At 41.2% G+C, this 20,729-nt stretch carries 20 protein-coding genes and 2 other annotated features; all 20 genes read right to left on the bottom strand.

Annotation, left to right across the window (positions count from 1 at the left end):
* Window positions 1–53: 53 nt before the first annotated feature.
* The 20 genes from rpsG to gltX all read right to left on the bottom strand — a co-directional run bounded on the left by rpsG (window position 54) and on the right by gltX (window position 20,707).
* Window positions 54–524: a 30S ribosomal protein S7 gene (gene rpsG / locus CEF16_RS16695; protein ID WP_091587320.1), complete on the bottom strand. Its 471-nt coding sequence runs from the start codon at window positions 522–524 to the stop codon at window positions 54–56.
* 51 nt (window positions 525–575) lie between these two features.
* Window positions 576–989 (bottom strand): 30S ribosomal protein S12, encoded by a 414-nt coding sequence (gene rpsL / locus CEF16_RS16690; RefSeq protein ID WP_091587322.1) that lies wholly within the window; start codon window positions 987–989, stop codon window positions 576–578.
* A 110-nt stretch (window positions 990–1,099) separates the two neighbouring features.
* The gene (locus tag CEF16_RS16685) at window positions 1,100–1,351 is read right to left on the bottom strand and encodes a 50S ribosomal protein L7ae-like protein (RefSeq protein WP_091587324.1); all 252 of its coding nucleotides are present in this window, start codon (window positions 1,349–1,351) and stop codon (window positions 1,100–1,102) included.
* Between the two features lie 77 nt (window positions 1,352–1,428).
* Window positions 1,429–5,046: a DNA-directed RNA polymerase subunit beta' gene (rpoC, locus tag CEF16_RS16680; protein ID WP_091587326.1), complete on the bottom strand. Its 3,618-nt coding sequence runs from the start codon at window positions 5,044–5,046 to the stop codon at window positions 1,429–1,431.
* A 168-nt stretch (window positions 5,047–5,214) separates the two neighbouring features.
* Window positions 5,215–8,754, bottom strand: coding sequence for a DNA-directed RNA polymerase subunit beta (gene rpoB / locus CEF16_RS16675; protein WP_091587327.1), 3,540 nt, complete (start codon window positions 8,752–8,754; stop codon window positions 5,215–5,217).
* A gap of 352 nt (window positions 8,755–9,106) precedes the next feature.
* Complete coding sequence (locus CEF16_RS16670; RefSeq protein WP_091587329.1) at window positions 9,107–9,706, bottom strand: class I SAM-dependent methyltransferase; 600 nt, start codon at window positions 9,704–9,706, stop codon at window positions 9,107–9,109.
* 520 nt (window positions 9,707–10,226) lie between these two features.
* Entirely contained in the window at window positions 10,227–10,589 is a 363-nt protein-coding gene (gene rplL / locus CEF16_RS16660; RefSeq protein ID WP_091587332.1) for a 50S ribosomal protein L7/L12, read from the bottom strand.
* A 72-nt stretch (window positions 10,590–10,661) separates the two neighbouring features.
* Window positions 10,662–11,162 carry a 50S ribosomal protein L10 gene (rplJ, locus tag CEF16_RS16655; protein WP_091587334.1) on the bottom strand — a complete coding sequence of 167 codons (501 nt, stop codon included), beginning with the start codon at window positions 11,160–11,162 and terminating at the stop codon, window positions 10,662–10,664.
* Between the two features lie 66 nt (window positions 11,163–11,228).
* Window positions 11,229–11,387 (bottom strand) — a sequence feature (ribosomal protein L10 leader region).
* A 55-nt stretch (window positions 11,388–11,442) separates the two neighbouring features.
* Window positions 11,443–12,186: a 50S ribosomal protein L1 gene (gene rplA, locus CEF16_RS16650; protein WP_091587336.1), complete on the bottom strand. Its 744-nt coding sequence runs from the start codon at window positions 12,184–12,186 to the stop codon at window positions 11,443–11,445.
* A gap of 69 nt (window positions 12,187–12,255) precedes the next feature.
* Window positions 12,256–12,681 (bottom strand): 50S ribosomal protein L11, encoded by a 426-nt coding sequence (gene rplK, locus CEF16_RS16645; RefSeq protein ID WP_091587338.1) that lies wholly within the window; start codon window positions 12,679–12,681, stop codon window positions 12,256–12,258.
* 165 nt (window positions 12,682–12,846) lie between these two features.
* Window positions 12,847–13,380: a transcription termination/antitermination protein NusG gene (gene nusG, locus CEF16_RS16640; protein ID WP_091587339.1), complete on the bottom strand. Its 534-nt coding sequence runs from the start codon at window positions 13,378–13,380 to the stop codon at window positions 12,847–12,849.
* Between the two features lie 52 nt (window positions 13,381–13,432).
* Window positions 13,433–13,627: a preprotein translocase subunit SecE gene (gene secE / locus CEF16_RS16635; RefSeq protein ID WP_091587341.1), complete on the bottom strand. Its 195-nt coding sequence runs from the start codon at window positions 13,625–13,627 to the stop codon at window positions 13,433–13,435.
* Between the two features lie 125 nt (window positions 13,628–13,752).
* Window positions 13,753–13,902 (bottom strand): 50S ribosomal protein L33, encoded by a 150-nt coding sequence (rpmG, locus tag CEF16_RS16630; RefSeq protein ID WP_091587343.1) that lies wholly within the window; start codon window positions 13,900–13,902, stop codon window positions 13,753–13,755.
* Between the two features lie 481 nt (window positions 13,903–14,383).
* On the bottom strand, window positions 14,384–15,034 hold the full coding sequence (gene sigH / locus CEF16_RS16625) for an RNA polymerase sporulation sigma factor SigH (protein ID WP_091587345.1): 651 nt from the start codon (window positions 15,032–15,034) through the stop codon (window positions 14,384–14,386).
* A 76-nt stretch (window positions 15,035–15,110) separates the two neighbouring features.
* Window positions 15,111–15,623, bottom strand: a complete 513-nt coding sequence (locus CEF16_RS16620; RefSeq protein ID WP_091587347.1) for an NYN domain-containing protein — start codon at window positions 15,621–15,623, stop codon at window positions 15,111–15,113.
* 1 nt (window position 15,624) lies between these two features.
* Complete coding sequence (gene rlmB, locus CEF16_RS16615; RefSeq protein WP_091587349.1) at window positions 15,625–16,374, bottom strand: 23S rRNA (guanosine(2251)-2'-O)-methyltransferase RlmB; 750 nt, start codon at window positions 16,372–16,374, stop codon at window positions 15,625–15,627.
* Window positions 16,371–16,814: a Mini-ribonuclease 3 gene (locus CEF16_RS16610; protein ID WP_425427996.1), complete on the bottom strand. Its 444-nt coding sequence runs from the start codon at window positions 16,812–16,814 to the stop codon at window positions 16,371–16,373. The genes rlmB and CEF16_RS16610 overlap by 4 nt, the downstream gene beginning before the upstream one ends.
* Window positions 16,799–18,196, bottom strand: coding sequence for a cysteine--tRNA ligase (gene cysS, locus CEF16_RS16605; RefSeq protein ID WP_175488383.1), 1,398 nt, complete (start codon window positions 18,194–18,196; stop codon window positions 16,799–16,801). The genes CEF16_RS16610 and cysS overlap by 16 nt, the downstream gene beginning before the upstream one ends.
* Entirely contained in the window at window positions 18,196–18,861 is a 666-nt protein-coding gene (epsC, locus tag CEF16_RS16600; RefSeq protein ID WP_091587353.1) for a serine O-acetyltransferase EpsC, read from the bottom strand. The genes cysS and epsC overlap by 1 nt, the downstream gene beginning before the upstream one ends.
* A 135-nt stretch (window positions 18,862–18,996) precedes the next feature.
* Window positions 18,997–19,229, bottom strand: a binding site (T-box leader).
* Between the two features lie 17 nt (window positions 19,230–19,246).
* Window positions 19,247–20,707, bottom strand: coding sequence for a glutamate--tRNA ligase (gene gltX / locus CEF16_RS16595; RefSeq protein WP_091587355.1), 1,461 nt, complete (start codon window positions 20,705–20,707; stop codon window positions 19,247–19,249).
* Window positions 20,708–20,729 lie beyond the last annotated feature (22 nt).

Here is a 20,729-nt window from a genome sequence, read left to right as displayed (position 1 = left end):
CCTTTCTCCTTTCTTCAATCCTAAAGTTAGTTGTATTATTTATTGAATTGATTTTACCAGCGATAATGAGCAAATGCTTTGTTAGCTTCTGCCATACGATGCGTATCCTCACGCTTCTTCACAGCAGCTCCAGTGTTGTTGGCTGCATCAAGGATTTCATTCGCAAGACGTTCTTCCATTGTTTTCTCACCACGAAGGCGAGCATAGCTCACTACCCAGCGCAATCCTAAAGTAGTACGACGGTCTGGTTTTACTTCGATTGGCACCTGATAGTTCGCACCACCAACACGGCGTGCTTTAACTTCAAGCACTGGCATAACATTTTTCATAGCCTGATCAAAGATTTCCATTGGCTCTTGGCCAGATCTTTCACGTACAAGGTCAAACGCATTATATAGGATGTTCTGCGCTTTCCCCTTTTTACCATTCAGCATAATTCGGTTGATCAAACGAGTAACCAATTTAGAATTATAAATAGGATCAGGCAGTACATCCCTGCGTGGTACAGGTCCTTTACGAGGCATGGGTCACTCCTCCTTTCCGCTTAATTTACTAATGTAATATATTTCAAAAGATTATTTCTTTCCACGCTTTGTACCGTATTTAGAACGGCTTTGTTTACGATCTTGAACACCAGCAGTATCAAGCGCTCCGCGCACGATATGATAACGTACACCAGGAAGGTCTTTTACACGGCCTCCGCGAATCAGCACCACACTGTGCTCTTGCAAATTATGACCAATACCAGGGATATAAGCAGTCACTTCGATCTGGTTAGTCAAACGAACACGTGCATATTTACGCAAAGCCGAGTTTGGTTTTTTTGGTGTCATAGTTCCAACACGAGTACACACTCCACGTTTTTGCGGAGAATCTTGATCCGTAGGGATTTTTCTATAACTGTTATACCCTTTATTCAAAGCTGGAGAGTCAGAACCTTTCACTTTTGCCTGACGGCCTTTACGTACCAATTGGTTGATAGTCGGCATGCTGTTTCCTCCTTTCTTCAAGCTATTTTTTATGACCACCGTTCCAGGTGGTTCACTTCAAAGCAAAAGTAAAGTTTTTGCCGATAGGGTGCTCCCTACCAGCAAAAACATCATTGCTTTTTTAACGCAACCGCAGCTGCTCCAACATCAATTCCACAAGCTTTTCCAAGCTTTCGCATAGAATCTACTGTGTGAATCGGTACTCCTTTTGCTTCCGCTGCGAGAAGGACTTTATTAATAACCCTGTTCTCTGCATCATCAGCGACTATTATTGATTGGACGGAGTTCGACTCCAGAGCTTTTAACGTTTGCTTCGTTCCTATTAAAACCTCAGCCGCCTGTGATACTTTTTCATAAGACATTCTATATCCTCCAAAGCACAGGGAGTTAGGCACACTTTGATAGCATATCACCGTAAACTACAGATGTCAACACTATTTTATTCCTGTGGAACAGCTTCTTCTCCCGTCTCTGATGTTTCTTGTGATGCCTCTTCAGGTAGATCCACTTCCAACGAACGATAACGCTGCATACCCGTTCCGGCTGGAACAAGTTTACCTATTATCACATTTTCTTTCAACCCGACAAGCTCATCGCGCTTCCCTTTAATTGCTGCGTCAGTCAATACACGAGTAGTTTCCTGGAAGGAAGCTGCCGAGAGGAAAGAATCTGTTTCAAGTGAAGCTTTTGTAATACCAAGGATAACCGGTTGTCCAACAGCAGGGTGTCCTCCATTTTCAAGTACTTTTTCATTAGCAGTATCAAAATGGTGGACTTCTACAAGACTTCCCGGAAGTACTTCTGTGTCTCCGGAATCTGCTACACGTATTTTACGCAGCATTTGGCGTACCATAACTTCCACGTGTTTGTCGCCGATTTCAACCCCTTGCATACTGTATACCTTTTGTACCTCTTTTAGTAGATACTCTTGAACAGCTTGAAGACCAGTTACCTTGAGCAATTCTTTTGGATCAATAGAACCCTCTGTTAGAGCCTGACCAGCAACGATCTGCTCCCCTAATTCCACTTTCAGGCGAGCTCCAAATTGAGTAGTGTAGCTTCTTGACTCAAGATTTCCCTTTACGGTAATTTCTTTTTTATCATTCAGCTCTTTAATATCTATGACTTCACCTGATAATTCAGAGATGACAGCCTGACCTTTTGGATTACGTGCTTCAAACAGTTCTTGAATCCTAGGAAGACCTTGCGTGATATCGTCTCCTGCTACCCCGCCAGTGTGGAACGTACGCATGGTAAGCTGCGTTCCCGGTTCACCGATAGATTGGGCTGCAATAATGCCTACCGCTTCTCCAACTTCTACATCGGCACCTGTAGCAAGGTTTTTCCCGTAACATTTTTTACAAACGCCGTGCCGAGTATCACACGTGAAGACAGAACGAATTGTGACGTTTTCTACGCCGGCTTCTTCAATAAGTTTTGCCTTATCTTCATTAATTAGTTCACCTTTTTTAGCCAGTACTTCGTTCGTTTCCGGATGGCGGACTGTTTTAAACAGTACACGGCCGATTAGGCGGTCCTGAAGATGTTCGATAACCTCATTTCCTTCTCTAAGAGCTTGAACGTCAAGGCCTCTATCAGTACCACAATCATCTTCACGAACGATGACGTCTTGAGCAACATCCACAAGGCGGCGGGTAAGATAACCTGAGTCTGCCGTTTTAAGGGCTGTATCTGCAAGACCTTTTCTGGCACCGTGAGTAGAAATAAAGTATTCGAGTACTGTTAATCCCTCGCGGAAACTTGACTTGATTGGAAGTTCGATAATACGTCCTGATGGATTGGCCATCAGCCCGCGCATTCCAGCAAGCTGAGTGAAGTTTGATGCGTTACCACGAGCCCCGGAATCGCTCATCATAAAGATAGGGTTCGTTTTATCTAGTGTTCCCATCAACTTATCTTGAATAGTGTCTTTGGCTTCACTCCAAATAGAAATCACTTTATTGTAACGCTCTTCTTCTGTAATAAGACCGCGGCGGAATTGCTTCATTACACGTTCTACTTTTTCTTCTGCATCATCTAGGATAACTTGCTTATCACCTAGAACGACAATGTCTGAGATCCCAACCGTTATCCCGGCTTTCGTAGAATAGTAAAATCCTAGGTCTTTCATACGGTCAAGCATTTTAGAAGTTTCTATTATCTGGAAGTTCTTAAAGACTTCTGCAATTATATCTCCCAAAAACCCTTTTTTAAATGGAGGAACAGTTTCCCGGTTTTCAAATTCTTTTTTAATATCAGCTGTCATCGGTACGATATATTTTTCAGGTATATGCTCTTCCAAATTAGTAGCTGTTGGTTCGTTTACATATGGGAAAGATGTAGGGAGTATTTCATTGAATATAATTTTCCCTACGGTTGTAAGAAGCAATTTCTTGTTTTGTTCTTCCGTAAAGTTCGTTTTTGATAAAGATGATACAGGAATAGCAACTCTGCTGTGTAAATGCACATATCCATTTTGATAAGCAGTTAAAGCCTCATTAGTATCTTTAAATATTGATCCTTCCCCTACTGCACCAGCTCTTTCTAGCGTAAGATAGTAGTTACCAAGAACCATATCCTGAGATGGCGTTACAACTGGTTTTCCGTCCTTTGGATTCAAAATGTTTTGAGCAGCTAGCATTAATATACGAGCTTCGGCTTGAGCTTCTGCCGACAGAGGAACGTGAACAGCCATTTGGTCGCCGTCAAAGTCCGCATTGTATGCTGTACATACGAGCGGGTGAAGTTTAACAGCCCGGCCTTCTACCAGTGTCGGCTCAAAAGCCTGGATACCAAGACGATGCAATGTTGGTGCACGGTTAAGAAGTACTGGGTGTTCTTTAATCACTTCTTCAAGTACGTCCCACACTTCAGGGTGGACACGTTCGACTTTACGTTTTGCGCTCTTTATATTATGAGCCAAACCTCTGCTGACCAGTTCTTTCATTACAAAAGGCTTAAATAATTCAAGTGCCATTTCCTTAGGAAGACCGCATTGATACATTTTCAATGCTGGACCTACAACGATAACAGAACGACCTGAATAGTCTACACGTTTACCAAGAAGGTTTTGACGAAAACGACCTTGTTTTCCCTTTAACATATGAGAAAGAGATTTAAGTGGACGATTTCCAGGTCCAGTAACCGGACGGCCGCGGCGGCCATTATCAATCAACGCATCAACTGCTTCCTGAAGCATCCGTTTTTCATTTTGCACAATGATGTTTGGCGCCCCCAAGTCAAGCAGACGCTTCAACCTGTTGTTTCGGTTTATGACGCGGCGGTACAAGTCATTCAAATCAGAAGTGGCAAAACGTCCGCCGTCTAGCTGTACCATTGGGCGCAATTCAGGAGGGATTACCGGAAGAACATCTAAAATCATCCACGAAGGATGGTTCCCTGAATTACGGAAAGACTCTAAAACTTCCAAGCGTTTGATAGCACGAGTTCTTCTTTGACCTTGAGCTGTTTCTAACTCGTCTTTGAGAATCTTTACTTCTTTATCTAAATCAATATCTTGCAAAAGTTTACGGATAGCTTCTGCTCCCATTTGAGCAGAAAAGCCACGTCCATATTTATCATAATAGGAACGATACTCTTTTTCAGAAAGTAATTGTTTATATTCTAGTGGAGTCTCCCCTGTATCTGTTACTACATAGGAAGCAAAATAAATCACTTCTTCAAGTGACCTTGGTGACATATCCAGCACCAGTCCCATACGACTAGGGATTCCTTTGAAATACCAGATATGAGAAACAGGAGCAGCCAATTCAATATGGCCCATACGTTCACGTCTGACTTTTGCACGGGTCACTTCCACCCCGCAGCGATCACATACTACGCCTTTATAACGAACTCTTTTATACTTCCCGCAATGGCATTCCCAGTCTTTCGTTGGACCAAATATTCTCTCACAAAAAAGACCGTCTTTTTCCGGTTTTAATGTGCGGTAGTTAATGGTCTCGGGCTTCTTGACTTCTCCGCGGGACCACGAACGAATTTTATCCGGCGATGCCAAACCGATTTTCATGTATTCAAAATTATTCACATCAATCAAGGGGTCAACCTCCCTTTCGAACTTTGGGTAGCTAAAAGTACAAGCACGGGAAAGTTTTAGTATAAGAAAAGCAGGCCAGAGGAAACCCTCCCTTTTTCAAGGAAGAAGTTTCATCTGTGCTTTAAATTTGCTAACCTTCTTTATCAGTGTTTGTGCTTTGAACTTTCTTTAGGCGTTTTCACTGGACTCCATTTTTAAATTTAATTTATCGCTGGATTGTTCGTCTTCATCATCGAGTTCTTTCATTTCGATCTCTTCCTCGGTACTAGAAAGCATCTTAACGTCCATACCAAGACTTTGAAGTTCTTTAATCAGCACTTTAAAAGATTCAGGTACTCCTGGCTCCGGTACATTTTCACCTTTTACAATTGATTCGTACGTCTTCACGCGACCGACAACGTCATCTGATTTCACTGTTAAAATTTCTTGTAGAGTATAGGCTGCGCCGTAAGCTTCAAGGGCCCAAACCTCCATCTCACCGAAACGCTGACCGCCAAACTGGGCTTTACCGCCAAGAGGCTGCTGCGTAACAAGGGAGTATGGACCAGTGGAGCGCGCGTGAAGTTTATCATCAACCATATGAGCAAGTTTAATCATGTACATAACCCCGACAGAAACACGACTGTCAAAAGGTTCTCCGGTCCGTCCGTCGTAGAGAACAGTTTTACCATCACGAGCAATTCCTGCTTCTTCTAGAGTTTCCCATACGTCTTCTTCTCTAGCTCCGTCAAATACCGGCGTTGCCATATGAAGATTTAAAGAACGAGCGGCCATGCCCAAGTGCAATTCAAGAACCTGGCCTATATTCATACGGGATGGAACCCCAAGCGGGTTTAACATAATTTCAATAGGTGTTCCATCAGGAAGATAAGGCATGTCTTCTTCTGGTAAGATTCTTGAAATAACACCTTTGTTTCCGTGGCGCCCAGCCATTTTATCTCCCTCGTGAATTTTACGCTTCTGCACGAGATAAACACGAACTAACTGGTTCACCCCGGGAGGGAGTTCATCTCCATCTTCGCGGTTAAAGATTTTGACATCAAGCACAATACCGTCTGCACCGTGAGGAACTCTTAATGAAGTGTCTCGTACTTCCCTTGCTTTTTCACCAAATATTGCGTGAAGCAGGCGCTCTTCAGCTGTGAGTTCGGTCATCCCTTTCGGTGTTACTTTTCCGACTAGAATATCTCCATCTTTTACTTCTGCACCGACTCGGATAATACCGCGATCGTCTAAATTCTTTAATGCTTCTTCACTTACATTCGGTATATCACGTGTGATTTCTTCCGGCCCAAGTTTGGTGTCTCGAGCTTCTGATTCGTATTCTTCAATGTGTACGGAAGTATATACATCATCTTTAACTAAACGTTCACTTAATATAATCGCATCTTCATAGTTATAACCGTCCCAGGTCATAAACCCGACTAGCACGTTGCGGCCAAGGGCCATTTCACCCTTATCCATTGAAGGCCCATCACCGAGTACTTCTCCTTTTTCAATTCGGTCGCCTTCGCTGACAATTGGACGTTGGTTATAACTTGTTCCTTGGTTAGAACGAATATATTTAGACATCTTGTATTTATCAATGTCTGTTTCTACATCTTTTCCGTCCACTTCTTCTATGCGCCGCAGCCAAATCTCACGAGCTGTAACACGCTCTACAACACCTCTTGTTTTGGCCACAATAGCTGCCCCGGAGTCTCTAGCAGATACATATTCCATACCCGTACCTACCAACGGCGCTTCCGGTTCAAGCAGCGGTACAGCTTGACGCTGCATGTTAGCCCCCATTAAAGCACGGTTAGAGTCATCGTTTTCCAAGAAAGGAATACATGCAGTAGCTGCAGAAACTACCTGCTTAGGAGAAACGTCCATGTAGTCAATTTTTTCCTTAGGAACAATTGTGTTTTCTCCTCGGAAGCGGGCAATAATATTATCATCAGCAAATGAACCATCTTCGTTCAGCTTAGCGTTTGCTTGAGCTACAACATAATTATCTTCTTCATCTGCAGTCAAATAGTCACATTCTTCGGTAACTTGACCTTTTTCATGGTCCACCCGGCGATATGCCGTTTCAATGAAACCGAACTCATTAACTTTTGCATAACTTGAGAGTGAGTTAATAAGACCAATGTTAGGTCCTTCCGGTGTTTCAATCGGGCACATGCGCCCATAGTGAGAATAGTGGACGTCACGAACTTCAAACCCTGCTCTCTCTCTTGTCAAACCTCCGGGCCCAAGTGCTGATAACCGTCGTTTATGGGTAAGCTCAGCAAGCGGATTCGTTTGATCCATAAATTGAGAAAGCTGAGAGCTTCCGAAAAACTCTTTAATAGAAGCGATCACTGGGCGAATATTGATAAGAGCCTGCGGAGTAATCGCACTTGGGTCTTGAATCGACATGCGTTCGCGAACGACTCTTTCCATACGAGATAAGCCAATTCGGAATTGATTTTGTAATAACTCACCGACCGAGCGAAGGCGGCGGTTTCCTAAGTGGTCTATATCATCTGTTAAACCAACACCATGAAGAAGGTTGAAGAAATAGTTAATAGAAGAAATGATATCTTCTGGCATGATATTTTTGATATTGCGTTCAATATTGCCATTACTAATAACGTTAATAACTTTTTCTTCTTCCTGTCCTTCTGGCGGATATATTTTTATAGATTGAACGTCAAGGTCAGCTTCTTCTACAACGCCTCCTGAAACCGTATAGCGTTTAAATCCAAGGTTGTTCTCTAAATAAGGAAGAAGACGATCGAGCGTTCTCCGATCTAAAACAGCGCCTTCCTCAGCAAGAACTTCCCCTGTTTCAGGGTCAGCCAGGGTTTCAGCTAAACGTTGGTTAAAAAGACGATTTTTGATATGAAGCTTTTTATTTACCTTATAACGACCAACATTTGCTAAGTCATACCGTTTAGGATCGAAAAATCTTGTTTCTAATAAACTTTTTGCACTTTCGACAGTTGGAGGCTCTCCAGGACGAAGGCGTTCATAAATTTCCAATAATGCTTTTTCCGTTCCTTCGGTATTATCTTTTTCCAATGTGTTACGTAAGTACTCATCTTCACCAAGCAAATCAATGATCTCTTGATCAGACCCGAATCCAAGCGCACGCAAGAGTACCGTAACAGGCAGTTTTCTGGTACGGTCTATTCTGACATATACGATGTCTTTAGCATCGGTTTCTAATTCCAGCCATGCACCCCGGTTCGGTATCACCGTAGCTGTGTATCCTCTTTTGCCGTTCTTGTCCGTTTTTTCATTAAAATAAACGCTCGGTGAACGCACAAGCTGAGAAACAATAACCCGCTCTGCCCCATTAATAATAAATGTGCCGGTATCCGTCATGAGAGGGAAGTCTCCCATAAATACTTCCTGCTCTTTCACTTCACCGGTCTCTTTATTCATAAGACGAACTTTCACTCGCAAAGGCGCAGAATACGTAACGTCTCTTTCCTTGGATTCGTCAATAGAATACTTCGGCTCACCAAGGCTGTAATCAATAAACTCAAGAACCAAATTACCCGTGAAATCTTCGATGGGAGAGATGTCCTGAAACATTTCACGAATACCCTCATCAAGAAACCATTGATAGGAAGCTGTTTGAATTTCAATTAAGTTTGGAAGGTCCAATACTTCGTTAATTCTTGCATAGCTTCTTCTGTGGCGGTGGCGTCCAAACTGAATAAGTTGACCTGTCAACTGAGTCACCCCTTAAATATCGCATAGTGTCCACCTATCTTTTCGACAGGCAGTATACCCAAGGCGGCTGCCAAAAATATAGAAACATAACTGATCCCAAAAAACAGAATCCATTATGTTTTCTCCATCTTTTAGTGCCCGACCCTTCTTTTTCGTACAAAGAAAAAAATGGTTTCTTCTTAAAAAGAACCACTATTTTCCAACTGTCAGGCTGATTATATTATTTTTCCCAGTTCCTGCCTTTTTTATACATGATTTTGGTATGAAAAATATAGAGCGGACGTAAAAATGTATTATATCCAATCGGATACTTATACGCATTAAATAACAATAACACAAAACAGCAGTACGGTCAACTTTTCTTTGCACAAAAAATATGATATCCTTTATTCTTTTTAACAGTTTCTATCTTTTCAAAATGAGAGCCTAATTTTTCTTTTGCCGACGGTGCCCCTTGTTTTTTTTGAATCACTACCCAGAACTCCCCGCCTTTTTGCAAATGTGCATGAGCTTGCTCAAATAAGGAATGAATTACTTTCTTCCCTGCTCTTATTGGTGGATTTGTTACTATTGCGGCAAAATCTCGGGCCTGAATTCCAGAAAACAGATCACTTTCAACTATTTTAATGTTTTGAAGACCATAATAGGCTGCATTTTTTTTCGAAAGCGAAACAGCTCTTTCATTGACATCTGCTAACCAAACTGTTCGTTCCGTCTCTTTAGCAAGAGTAATTCCAATCGGGCCATATCCGCAGCCGATATCTAAAATGTCACCTTGAGCATCAGGCCACTCGAAAGCTTCTAACAGTGTTTTGCTCCCAAAATCCACTTCTCTTTTTGAAAAAACGGAATGATCACTCTTGAACGTCATGTTTTTTCTACGAAGGTAACTCTTTATTATCCTCTCTTCACTTTCTTTATCAGGAGATTTATCAAAATAATGACTGCTCATTTTTCCACGTCCTTCGTTTGATCATTGTCTTCTTTCCATATAGTCCCTCAATAACACAGCTTAATAAAGGGCTTGCTTCAGTATAAAAAAGTAAGCCAAAACTCTCAAACAATCTTTTTATGAAAAAGGGCTGTCCCAAAAGGTTTTTTCTGCTGAAATACACTTCGCTTTCACCCTCAGGGCACAAGTGCAACATCTACTCAAACTCTCTTTGATCGTTCTCGTAGTGTCTTCTTTGCAACACTTCAGCTTCCTCGTGAGCAAAGACCGCTCACTGCAGGATTTTCAGACTGTTGCTTTGACGAAGCCGACGTTCTAATGTCGGCGCTGATCACAGGACGGACTTCCGAAGGATGCGGTGGCTTCTACGTTGCACACAGGAGTGTGCGGTTTTTAGTAGAAGTTCCTTATTTCTTCGTAGAAGATCCTTTTTCTTAGCCGACCCGACTTATAGGACAACCCCTTGATAGTGTAAAAAAGAGCCTTCTCTAACGAATAGAGAAAGCTCTTTTGCATCAATTTACTTAAGTTCGATCTTAGCGCCTGCTTCTTCAAGCTTGCCTTTAAGCTCTTCTGCTTCTTCTTTTTCAACGCCTTCTTTAATTGTTTCTGGCGCTCCATCTACTAGAGCTTTAGCTTCCTTCAAGCCAAGGCCAGTAATTTCACGAACAACTTTGATAACGTTGATCTTAGAAGCACCTGCTTCTTCAAGAACTACGTCAAATTCAGTTTGCTCTTCTTCAGCTTCTGCTGCACCGCCGCCAGCAACTGCTACAGGAGCTGCTGCTGTTACACCAAATTCTTCTTCAATTGCTTTTACAAGATCGTTTAATTCAAGAACGGACATTTCTTTGATCGCATCAATGATTTGTTCATTACTCATTGTGTTGATCCTCCTTAAATAATAATTTTATTCTAAAACACATGACAAATGTACATCTGTATATCGTTTTGCTTATGCGCCTTCTTCTTCTTTTTGATCAGCAACTGCTTTAGAAGCCAACGCAAAGTTCCGGATTGGCGCTTGCAGAACATTGAGAAGCATGGAAACCAAACCGTCGTGAGAAGGAAGACTGGCAAGCTCCTTGATTTCTTCTAAGGAAGCTACGCGACCTTCAATGACACCTGTTTTAATTTCCAGCTGTTCGTGGTCCTTAGCAAAATTGTTAAGAACCTTCGCCGGAGCAACTACATCTTCAGTACTTGTAGCTACTGCTGTAGGTCCAACAAGAAATTCATCAAGTTCTGTTAGGTTGGTTTTTTCTGTAGCACGACGAACCATTGTGTTTTTGTACACTTTAAAGTCAACGCCTGCTTCACGAAGCTGCTTACGTAATTCTGTTGCTTCAGCAACATCCAAGCCGCGATAATCAACCACAACTGTAGAAACACTATTCTCAAGTTTTTCTGCAATTTCTTGAACAACACTTTGTTTTTGTTCGATTACTTTGCTCAACTGTCACACCTCCTGCTCTCATTTATGACGTTCCGCAAACAGATGGTGTTTTATGATCTCAGTCTATGAAATCATAAAAAACCTTCATGTCCGCAGACATGAAGGTTTGTTCTCAATATATACACACTCTCCCCTTATCACAAATAAGAGTGTGTCGAAAACTACCTCGGCAGGAAATTAAGCGGCAAGCGCACCTGCTGTCTGCGGTAAACATTTATATTTTATTCAAAGCTTTCACACCGCTATTTAGTATAGCGACTTCTACAGCTTTCGTCAACAATTATTTTAAATTAAGGGTTGAGGTACTTACTTTTACTCCTGGTCCCATTGTAGAGGCTACAGCAACATTCTTCATGTAGGTGCCTTTAGCAGCAGCTGGTTTTGCTTTTACTAACGTGTCAATTAACGTGTTGAAGTTCTCAACTAGTTTATCTGTATCAAAAGACACTTTACCAATTGGTGCGTGGATGTTCCCGGATTTATCTACACGGTATTCCACTTTACCTGCTTTAATTTCCTCAACTGCTTTTGTAACGTCCATTGTTACAGTACCTGTCTTAGGGTTTGGCATAAGACCTTTTGGTCCCAATGTCTTACCGAGTTTACCAACTTGAGCCATCATATCAGGAGTGGCAACAACTACATCAAAGTCAAACCATCCTTGTTGAACTTTGTTCACAAGATCTTCTTCTCCAACATAGTCAGCCCCAGCAGCTTCTGCTTCTTGTGCTTTATCCCCTTTTGCAAAAACGAGAACACGCTGTGTTTTACCAGTACCATGCGGAAGCACAACTGCTCCGCGGATTTGCTGGTCGTTTTTTCGAGGATCCACTCCAAGACGTGCAGCAATTTCTACTGTCTCATCGAATTTTGCGATAGATGTTTTTTTCACAAGTTCTATGGCTTCTTCGGCATTATATTGCTGTTCACGGTCAACAAGCGCTACAGCACCTTGATACTTTTTACCTTTTTTAGCCAATTTCATTTCCTCCTCGTTTGTGGTTTTAGCGGTTAGACCTCCCACTATTAAAGGTTGCGAACAAGGTATCCGCCCCATTCGGAACGGCAGTCGCAACCTTAGGCAAGGCATTCATTAGTCCTCTACTGTAATTCCCATACTACGTGCTGTACCTTCTACCATACGCATCGCTGCATCTACATCAGCCGCATTAAGATCTGGCATTTTCGTTTCAGCGATCTCACGTACTTGATCACGCTTTACCGTAGCTACTTTATTGCGGTTTGGTTCTCCAGAACCGCTCTCCACGCCTGCTGCCTTCTTAAGAAGTACAGCTGCAGGTGGTGTTTTTGTAATAAAAGTAAACGAACGGTCTTCATATACTGAAATCTCAACAGGAATGATCATACCTGCTTGATCTGAAGTACGAGCGTTAAATTCTTTACAAAATCCCATAATATTAACACCTGCTTGACCTAATGCAGGGCCAACTGGCGGAGCCGGATTAGCTTTGCCGGCAGGAATTTGAAGCTTTACTACTTTCTCGACTTTTTTAGCCACGCGACACACCTCCTTAGTCCGTGATGTGGTTTGTCGGACAAATTGTCCTCCCACTCATAAAAAGGGGCACAGTGTAAATATACCTACTAACCCCTCTGCTGTTAATTTTAATACCAAACATTAAAATCTTATCACTTCAAACAAAGATCTGCAAGACTTGATTTTTTATATCTTCTCTACTTGGTTAAACTCAAGCTCCACCGGTGTTTCGCGCCCGAACATATTTACGTGGACTTTCACCTTTTGTTTTTCTGTATTAATATCTTCAATTGTTCCTGTGAAATCGGCAAAGGGTCCTTCTTTTACTTTCACTGATTCTTTCAAGGCGAAGTCTACTTCTGCTTTCGGTTCGCTTTCACCCATTTGACGTAAAATGTTATCTACCTCATCCGGCAAGAGAGGTGTCGGTTTAGAGCCAGCTCCAGCCGAACCAACAAACCCGGTTACTCCAGGAGTATTTCGAACCACGTACCAGGAATCATCGGTCATCACCATCTCAACAATCACGTAACCTGGGAAAACCTTACGGGTTACAGCCTTACTTTTCCCGTTTTTCACTTCAGTCTCTTCTTCTACCGGAACGAGGACGCGAAAGATTTTATCGGTCATTTCCATTGATTCCACACGTTTTTCCAAATTGGTTTTTACTTTGTTTTCGTAACCGGAGTATGTGTGAACTACAAACCAGTTCTTTTCCATTGTTTTCCGGACGGTTACGTCCTTCCCTCCTCCTCTTTCGGTTCAAAATTTTTTAATCCAGCAGTAAACGCACCAGCTCAGACAAGCCTGAATCTACTGCAGCAAAAAATATAACAAAAAATATAATCGTTATAATTACAACGACGGTGTATTTTGTCAGTTCCCTGCGATTCGGCCATGTGACGCGCTTCATTTCCCTTCCTACGTCGCGAAGAAACCTTGCTGGATTTTTTGCTCCATCAGCCATACAGCCACCTCCAAACCGTTCGCTATTCCACTTATGTAAGATCAGCAGAAAAACGATTCTCCTCTATACCAGTAATACAAACCTGTTGTTTTTACTATTTTTTAGGAATAAAAAAATAACCGCTGCTATTTTGTTTCACGATGAAGGGTATGCGCATTGCAGTGTTTGCAAAACTTCTTCATCTCAATGCGGTTGGGTTGCTTTTGCTTATTCTTTTCACTTGTGTAATTTCTTGATAAACAAATCGTACATGCTAGTACTACTTTATTCCGCATTGAGCACCTCCTGAATTTGACAGGTTCCCTTTGCATACGCTTAATTACCTTATCACATTGAAAAAACCGTGTCAATTTTACCAAAAACACTGTTTAATTTAGGCCTCTGTTTAAAAGTTGCTAAAAGAAATTTCCTAAGATGGGTTTATCTCAAAAGTTGGTCAGTCATTGCTTTTGCATTACGGATCGGATATTTGTTCTGCTATATCTCTTATAAAAGGTTGAGTGGACATCTATTCAGCTATTACGTGCCAATACGTTGGATATTGCTCGATTTCTATAGCGGATTCATTGTGCAGAGTGATTCATTCATAATAACAAACGTACCATTTGTCCACGGTCGCTTTCTTTCTGATTTCGAAGAAGACACCACAACATCATCTACTATAAAGCCTTAATTAACCAAAAGCAGAAAAGCACCCTCGGATCAGGATGCTTGAAAACGCTTTCTTTATTGTTCCAAAATAAAAGGTCCCCCTCATTATGAACTGATACCCTTGACTTCCACGCACCTCTCCAATTTTCGCTTCACACGCTGAAGCGCATTGTCGATCGATTTGACATGGCGGTTCAATTCACCCGATATTTCCTGGTAAGACCTCCCGTCCAAATACAGCCTCAGTACTTTTTGTTCAAGATCACTGAGTATTTCTCCAATTTTCAGTTCTATATCATCAAATTCTTCTTGATTAATAATCAATTCTTCTGGATCACTAACCTTCGAACCGCAAAGCACATCCAATAAAGTTCGCTCTGATTCTTCATCATAAAGAGGCTTGTCCAGGGAAACATATGAGTTCAATGGCATATGCTTCTGCCTGGTTGCCGTTTTTATAGCTGTAATAATTTGTCTTGTAATACACAGTTCGGCAAAAGCTCTAAAAGACGATAACTTGTCTCCATTAAAATCCCTAATTGCTTTATATAATCCAATCATGCCTTCTTGTACAATATCTTCATGGTCACCGCCAATAAGAAAATATGACCTGGCTTTTGCCCGGACAAAGTTCTTGTACTTATTAATCAGGAACTCTAATGCAGCACTATCTCCTGAACGCACTTTTTCAACTAATAATTCATCTTCTGCTTTATCAAAGTACTGGTGTTCCGTTTCTTTGAGGTCTAAACCCAATACAATCCCTCCGCCCTCGACTGATTGTATGAATATAGCCTAATTATATAGCACCTTTGATTCAAGCGTCAACAGCTCAGCGGTCGCCTCGACGCCATTTGTCAAAAATTTCAGCAACTTCCTCAGTGAGCGGAAAATTCGACAAATTATCATGCTTACTTTGCTCTTTTACCTCGCGTGAAATGTTTTGTTCGACAACTTCCATTTCTACCCGAAGTTCCCGTGCAGATTTCCGCAGTGCTCCGCTTCCAAAAGTAACTGATTGCTCAGCATAGTCAGACGTTGCAACATGCACCCGCGTCTCTATGTTTTTTAATTCTCCGACCAGTTTTTCGATTCTTTCATCGGCCGTTTCTTTTTCTCGAGTATAAATTATATCTACGAGATAATTGTTGTATTTACGTCCTACACCAGGAACCATATGGGCATCAAAAATGATTTTAACTTCCCATCCTTTGTAGGCTTGATATTCTGCCATTTTTTCAACCAAGCGATCACGAGCTTCTGCTAAACTTTTATCTCTTAATTTTTTTAATTCCGGCCAGTCCCCAATCATGTTATAACCATCTACTAACAGTATATCTTTCATGTTATTTTCTTCCTATCGGCTGACGTTTCCTGTATACCTCATACATTAGGAGACTGGCAGCTACAGAGGCATTCAAGGATGTAACATGTCCTTTCATCGGGATTTTTAATAAGAAATCACACTTTTCTTTTACTAAACGGCTCATCCCTTTGCCCTCACTCCCAATAACTAGCCCAAGCGGCATATCAGCATTCCATTCTCTGAAATCTTCTTTTCCCGAAGCATCAGTACCCGCAAGCCACAATCCTCGTTTTTTTAACTCATCCATTGTCCGAGACATGTTGGTAACTCTAGCGACAGGTACATGTTCTATAGCGCCTGTAGAAGATTTAGCAACAGACTGAGTTAAGCCCACAGATCTTCTTTTAGGAATGATGACTCCATGAGCTCCTGCAGCATCTGCTGTTCTTAAAATGGAGCCAAGGTTATGAGGATCAGCTATTTCATCTAATAAAATACAGAAAGGATCTTCTTGCAAATCGGCTGCTTTTTCAAGTATATCTTCTAGTTCTGCATAACGATATGCTGCCACTGAAGCAACAACACCTTGGTGGCGAGAAGTACCAGAAAGCTCATCTAACTTCTTTCTAGGGGCTTGCTGAACAATGATATTATTTTCTTTAGCAGTCTGGTAAATTTGTTTCATTTGCCCTTTTCCAGCACCTTCTGCTATCCAAACTTTATTGATCGATCGTTCAGAACGTATTGCTTCTAGTACTGGATTTTTTCCAGAAATCCACTCTTCTTTCATTCCTTTTCACTCCTTTCAATTGTTTCAATGGCAAATGTGACCAGATGCTCTATTCTTTCTTCTCTACCTAGAAAATACAAATAGCCTAATAAAGCTTCAAAAGCAGTACTGTAACGATAAGTGTTTTGGTCGGTATTTTTTGGTACCGTTCCTGATTTTGCATTTCTTCCTCGACGAGCCACCGATTCTTCCTCTTTTGTGAGGAGTTGTTTATCAAGAATTTCAAACATAACTGCTGCTTGAGCTGAAGCAGACACAAAAGATGTAGAGGTTCGATGTAATAGGTGAGGTCTCACCCGTCCTGACGCAATGAGGTAATGCCTTATATAAAGGTCATAAACTGTATCTCCTATATAAGCTAGCGCCAGAGCATTCAATTGTTTAGCGTCCACTTTATCTCCTTCTAGCTTTCCTATCATATTGTCTACTCTCTCTTCCATCGTGTTCCTTGTGAAGTATCTTCTAAAATAATGCCTTGTTCTTTTAATGAGTCTCTAATTTCATCAGCCCGAGCAAAATTTCTTTCTTTTCTTGCTTGGTTTCTTTCCTCAATCAAACGTTCGATTTCCTCATCCAATATTTCCTCTTCAGCTTCGACTGGAATATCAAGAACCCCGCCAATTTCACGAATAACATCCAAAAATGTTTGCATCACCCGTTTGGACGAATGGTTTTTTTGAAGATAACGATTAGCATCTTTTACTAAATCAAAAAGTACACTAATTCCATTTGCACTGTTAAAATCATCATCCATTTCCCTAATAAACGCTTCTTTATGCTGTCGAACCGTGTCGATCCAATCACTTTCTTCACCAAAATCAGCGCTCTCATTGAACCGGTGTTTCAAGTTATTTGTCGTTGTATGAATACGCTCAAGACTGCTTTTCGCGCTTTCTAACAATTCTTCGCTAAAATTAAGCGGACTGCGATAGTGAGACTGCAGCATAAAAAAACGTATAACCTCAGGGCGATGCTTTTGAATAATGTCATGCACTAATACAAAATTTCCGAGTGATTTCGACATTTTTTCGTTATTTATTTGAATATATCCATTATGCAGCCAATACTTAGCCATTTGCTTATTATTCAATGCTTCTGATTGAGCAATCTCATTTTCATGATGCGGAAAAGCCAAATCCTGTCCGCCTGCATGAATGTCAATGGTATCGCCAAGATATTTTTTTACCATCGCAGAGCATTCAATGTGCCATCCTGGTCTACCTTTTCCCCATGGACTATCCCAAGAAATTTCACCTTCTTTTGCTTTCTTCCAAAGCACAAAATCCAGTGGATCCTTTTTCTTTTCGCCAATTTCAATCCGTGCTCCCATTTGTAAATCATTAATGGATTGGGAAGAAAGCTTGCCGTATTCTTTGAAAGATTTTGTTTCAAAATATACATCGCCTTCTGCTTCATAAGCATAGCCTTTTTCCATTAATGCTTTTATAAAGGAAATAATATCAGGCATTGTTTCGGTTACTCTCGGATGTATATCAGCTTTTTTCACTCCAAGTGCACCGGTGTCTTCGAAATAAGCTTCGATGAAACGTTCAGCTAATACGGGAACTTCTTCTTTTAATTCCTTTGCAGCATTAATGATTTTATCGTCCACATCGGTAAAGTTAGAAATGAAGTGCACATGATAGCCCCTGTATTCTAAATATTTTCTGATCATGTCAAAAACAATAGCAGGGCGGGCATTTCCGATGTGTATATAGTTATACACTGTTGGCCCGCATACATACATCGTCACTTTTCCATCTTGAAGAGGTTTCAATTCTTCTTTTTTTCTAGCCAATGTATTATATAATTTTATGGCCATTATTCATCGGTCCTTCCGTCAGTTTTGTTATCTTTATATGCGTCTAATTCTTTTTTGAGCTCTGAAATTTCTTTTTCAAGTTCCTTAAACTTATCGGCAACCGGATCAGGAAGTATATGATGGGCAAGCTCATCTTTTTTCACCTTCACACCATCTTGGACAACTACTTTTGCTGGAATACCAACTACCGTTGAATTGGGAGGAACTTCGTTTAAAACGACAGAGCCTGCCCCAATCCTTGAGTATTTTCCAATTGTCATTGAGCCAAGAATTTTAGCTCCTGTAGCGATAAGCACATTGTCCTCTACGGTTGGATGGCGTTTCCCTTTTTCTTTCCCTGTACCTCCAAGTGTTACTCCTTGATAAATGGTAACGTTATCCCCTATTTCACAGGTTTCTCCAATTACCACTCCCATACCGTGGTCAATGAAAAGACGCTCGCCTATTACAGCACCCGGGTGAATTTCAATACCTGTAAAAAAACGGCTTATTTGGGAAAGAAGCCTTCCTAAAAAATACATTTTTTTCTTCCAAAGCCAATGAGCTACTCGGTGTGACCAAATCGCATGCACACCTGCATAGGTCAATACTACTTCCATTCTGCTTCTAGCAGCTGGATCCTGGTCAAAGACAACATCTATATCGTTTTTAAATGTCTTTAACATATTACTTCTCTCCTCTCCTCTATCCTCCCAAAAGCGACTGTTTTTGAGTGATACTACGAATTGTATTAGCCGCGTAAAACCTTTAGCTTTTAAACTTTTTACAATAACTAAAAAAGCATCCCTGTGCTTGTTTTGCACAGAGACGCTTTTATGGCGCGGTTCCACTCTGTTTAAAGGCAGCAGATAAGAAGCATGTATATACTGCCTTTCCCCTTAAACATGTAACGGATGTCTGCCGCTTCTGCCTACTTTATTCAACAGAAGGCTCAGGGATGCATGTTCAGAATGATTTCTGAAATCACTTTCAGCAGCGTGATTCTCTCTGTACAGAAATTGACATTCCTACTTTTTCCCTTCAATGCTTTTTTCTTATTTAATTCTGTTTTTATTGTTTAATAGCTTGTTGAAGCCGTGTTTGTACGACTTCTTTACCTAATAAAGAAATAGCGTGAGGAAGTTCAGGTCCATGCGTTTGACCTGTAACAGCAACTCGGATAGGCATAAATAATTTTTTTCCTTTTTGCCCTGTTTCTTTTTGTGTTGCTTTTGTTGCAGCTTTAATCTCATCCGGCTCAAAGTTTTCAAGGCCGTCCAATTCTTTAGAAAATTGCTCTAAAACTTGTGCAACTTGTTCACCGTTAAGTACTTCTTTCGCTTCTTCATTATACTCTATTTCTTTCTTAAAGAACAGTTCGGTTAAGTCTGTTATCTCTGCAGCATAATGCATTTGTTCCTGATATAATGCTACCAGCTTTTTAGCCCATTCATATTGCTCTTCTGACAGTTCACTTGGGAGTTTTCCTTCTTTCTGAAGGTGTGGAACAGCCAGTTGTGTCAACCGCTCAATATCTGCTTCTTTCACATATTGATTATTCATCCATGCGAGCTTATCGGTATCAAAAACGGCCGGAGCTTTAGAGACACGTTCCAAACTAAATTGAGATGCTAGTTCTTCTAATGAAAAAATTTCTTCTTCGCCCACTGGAGACCAGCCTAATAAAGCAAGGAAGTTAACAATTGCTTCTGGAAGATAACCGAGCTCTTTATACTGTTCTACAAATTGAATAATAGACTCGTCACGCTTACTCATTTTTTGGCGGTCTGGATTTAAAATAAGAGAGGCATGGGCAAACATCGGCTTCTCCCAGCCAAGTGCTTCAAATACAAGAGCCTGACGCGGAGCATTAGACAAGTGCTCCTCTCCCCTAATGACATGAGAAATTTTCATCAAATGATCATCTACTACCACAGCGAAGTTATACGTAGGAATACCATCCTTACGAGCAATAACAAAATCTCCAATGTCATCCGTTTCAAAAGTTACTTCTCCACGTACAGCATCTTCGATGAGGACTTGTTGATTTTCCGGCACACGAAAACGAATAACGGGCTTAATCCCTTTCGCTTCATACGCTTTCCGCTGCTCCTCTGTCAGGTCACGGTCCCGCCCGCTGTACTTTGGAGCTTCGCCTCGTGCAAGCTGTTCTTCCCGTTCTTTTTCTAATTCTTCTTCTGTCATATAGTCATAGTATGCTTTACCTTCATCTAGAAGCTGCTGAATATACTCTTTGTATATTTCAAGCCGTTCCATGGAACGATACGGTCCATAAGGTCCGCCAATATCCACACTCTCATCCCAATCGACACCGAGCCACTTCATGCTGTTTATTAGTTTTTCTGTAGCGTCCTCAACATTTCTTGCTTGATCGGTATCTTCAATTCTAATAATAAATTTTCCGCCTTGACTTCTTGCAAAAAGATAATTAAAAAGAGCAGAACGTGCGCCTCCTATGTGAAGATGTCCAGTTGGACTAGGAGCAAAACGTACTCGTACTTCATTGCTCATGTTTCTACACCTTCCATTTCTC

It is taken from the genome of Alteribacillus bidgolensis (assembly GCF_002886255.1).
Taxonomy (GTDB): domain Bacteria; phylum Bacillota; class Bacilli; order Bacillales; family Marinococcaceae; genus Alteribacillus; species Alteribacillus bidgolensis.
Note: the sequence above shows the minus strand (reverse complement) of the source record. Positions and strands in the feature narration are given on the sequence as shown.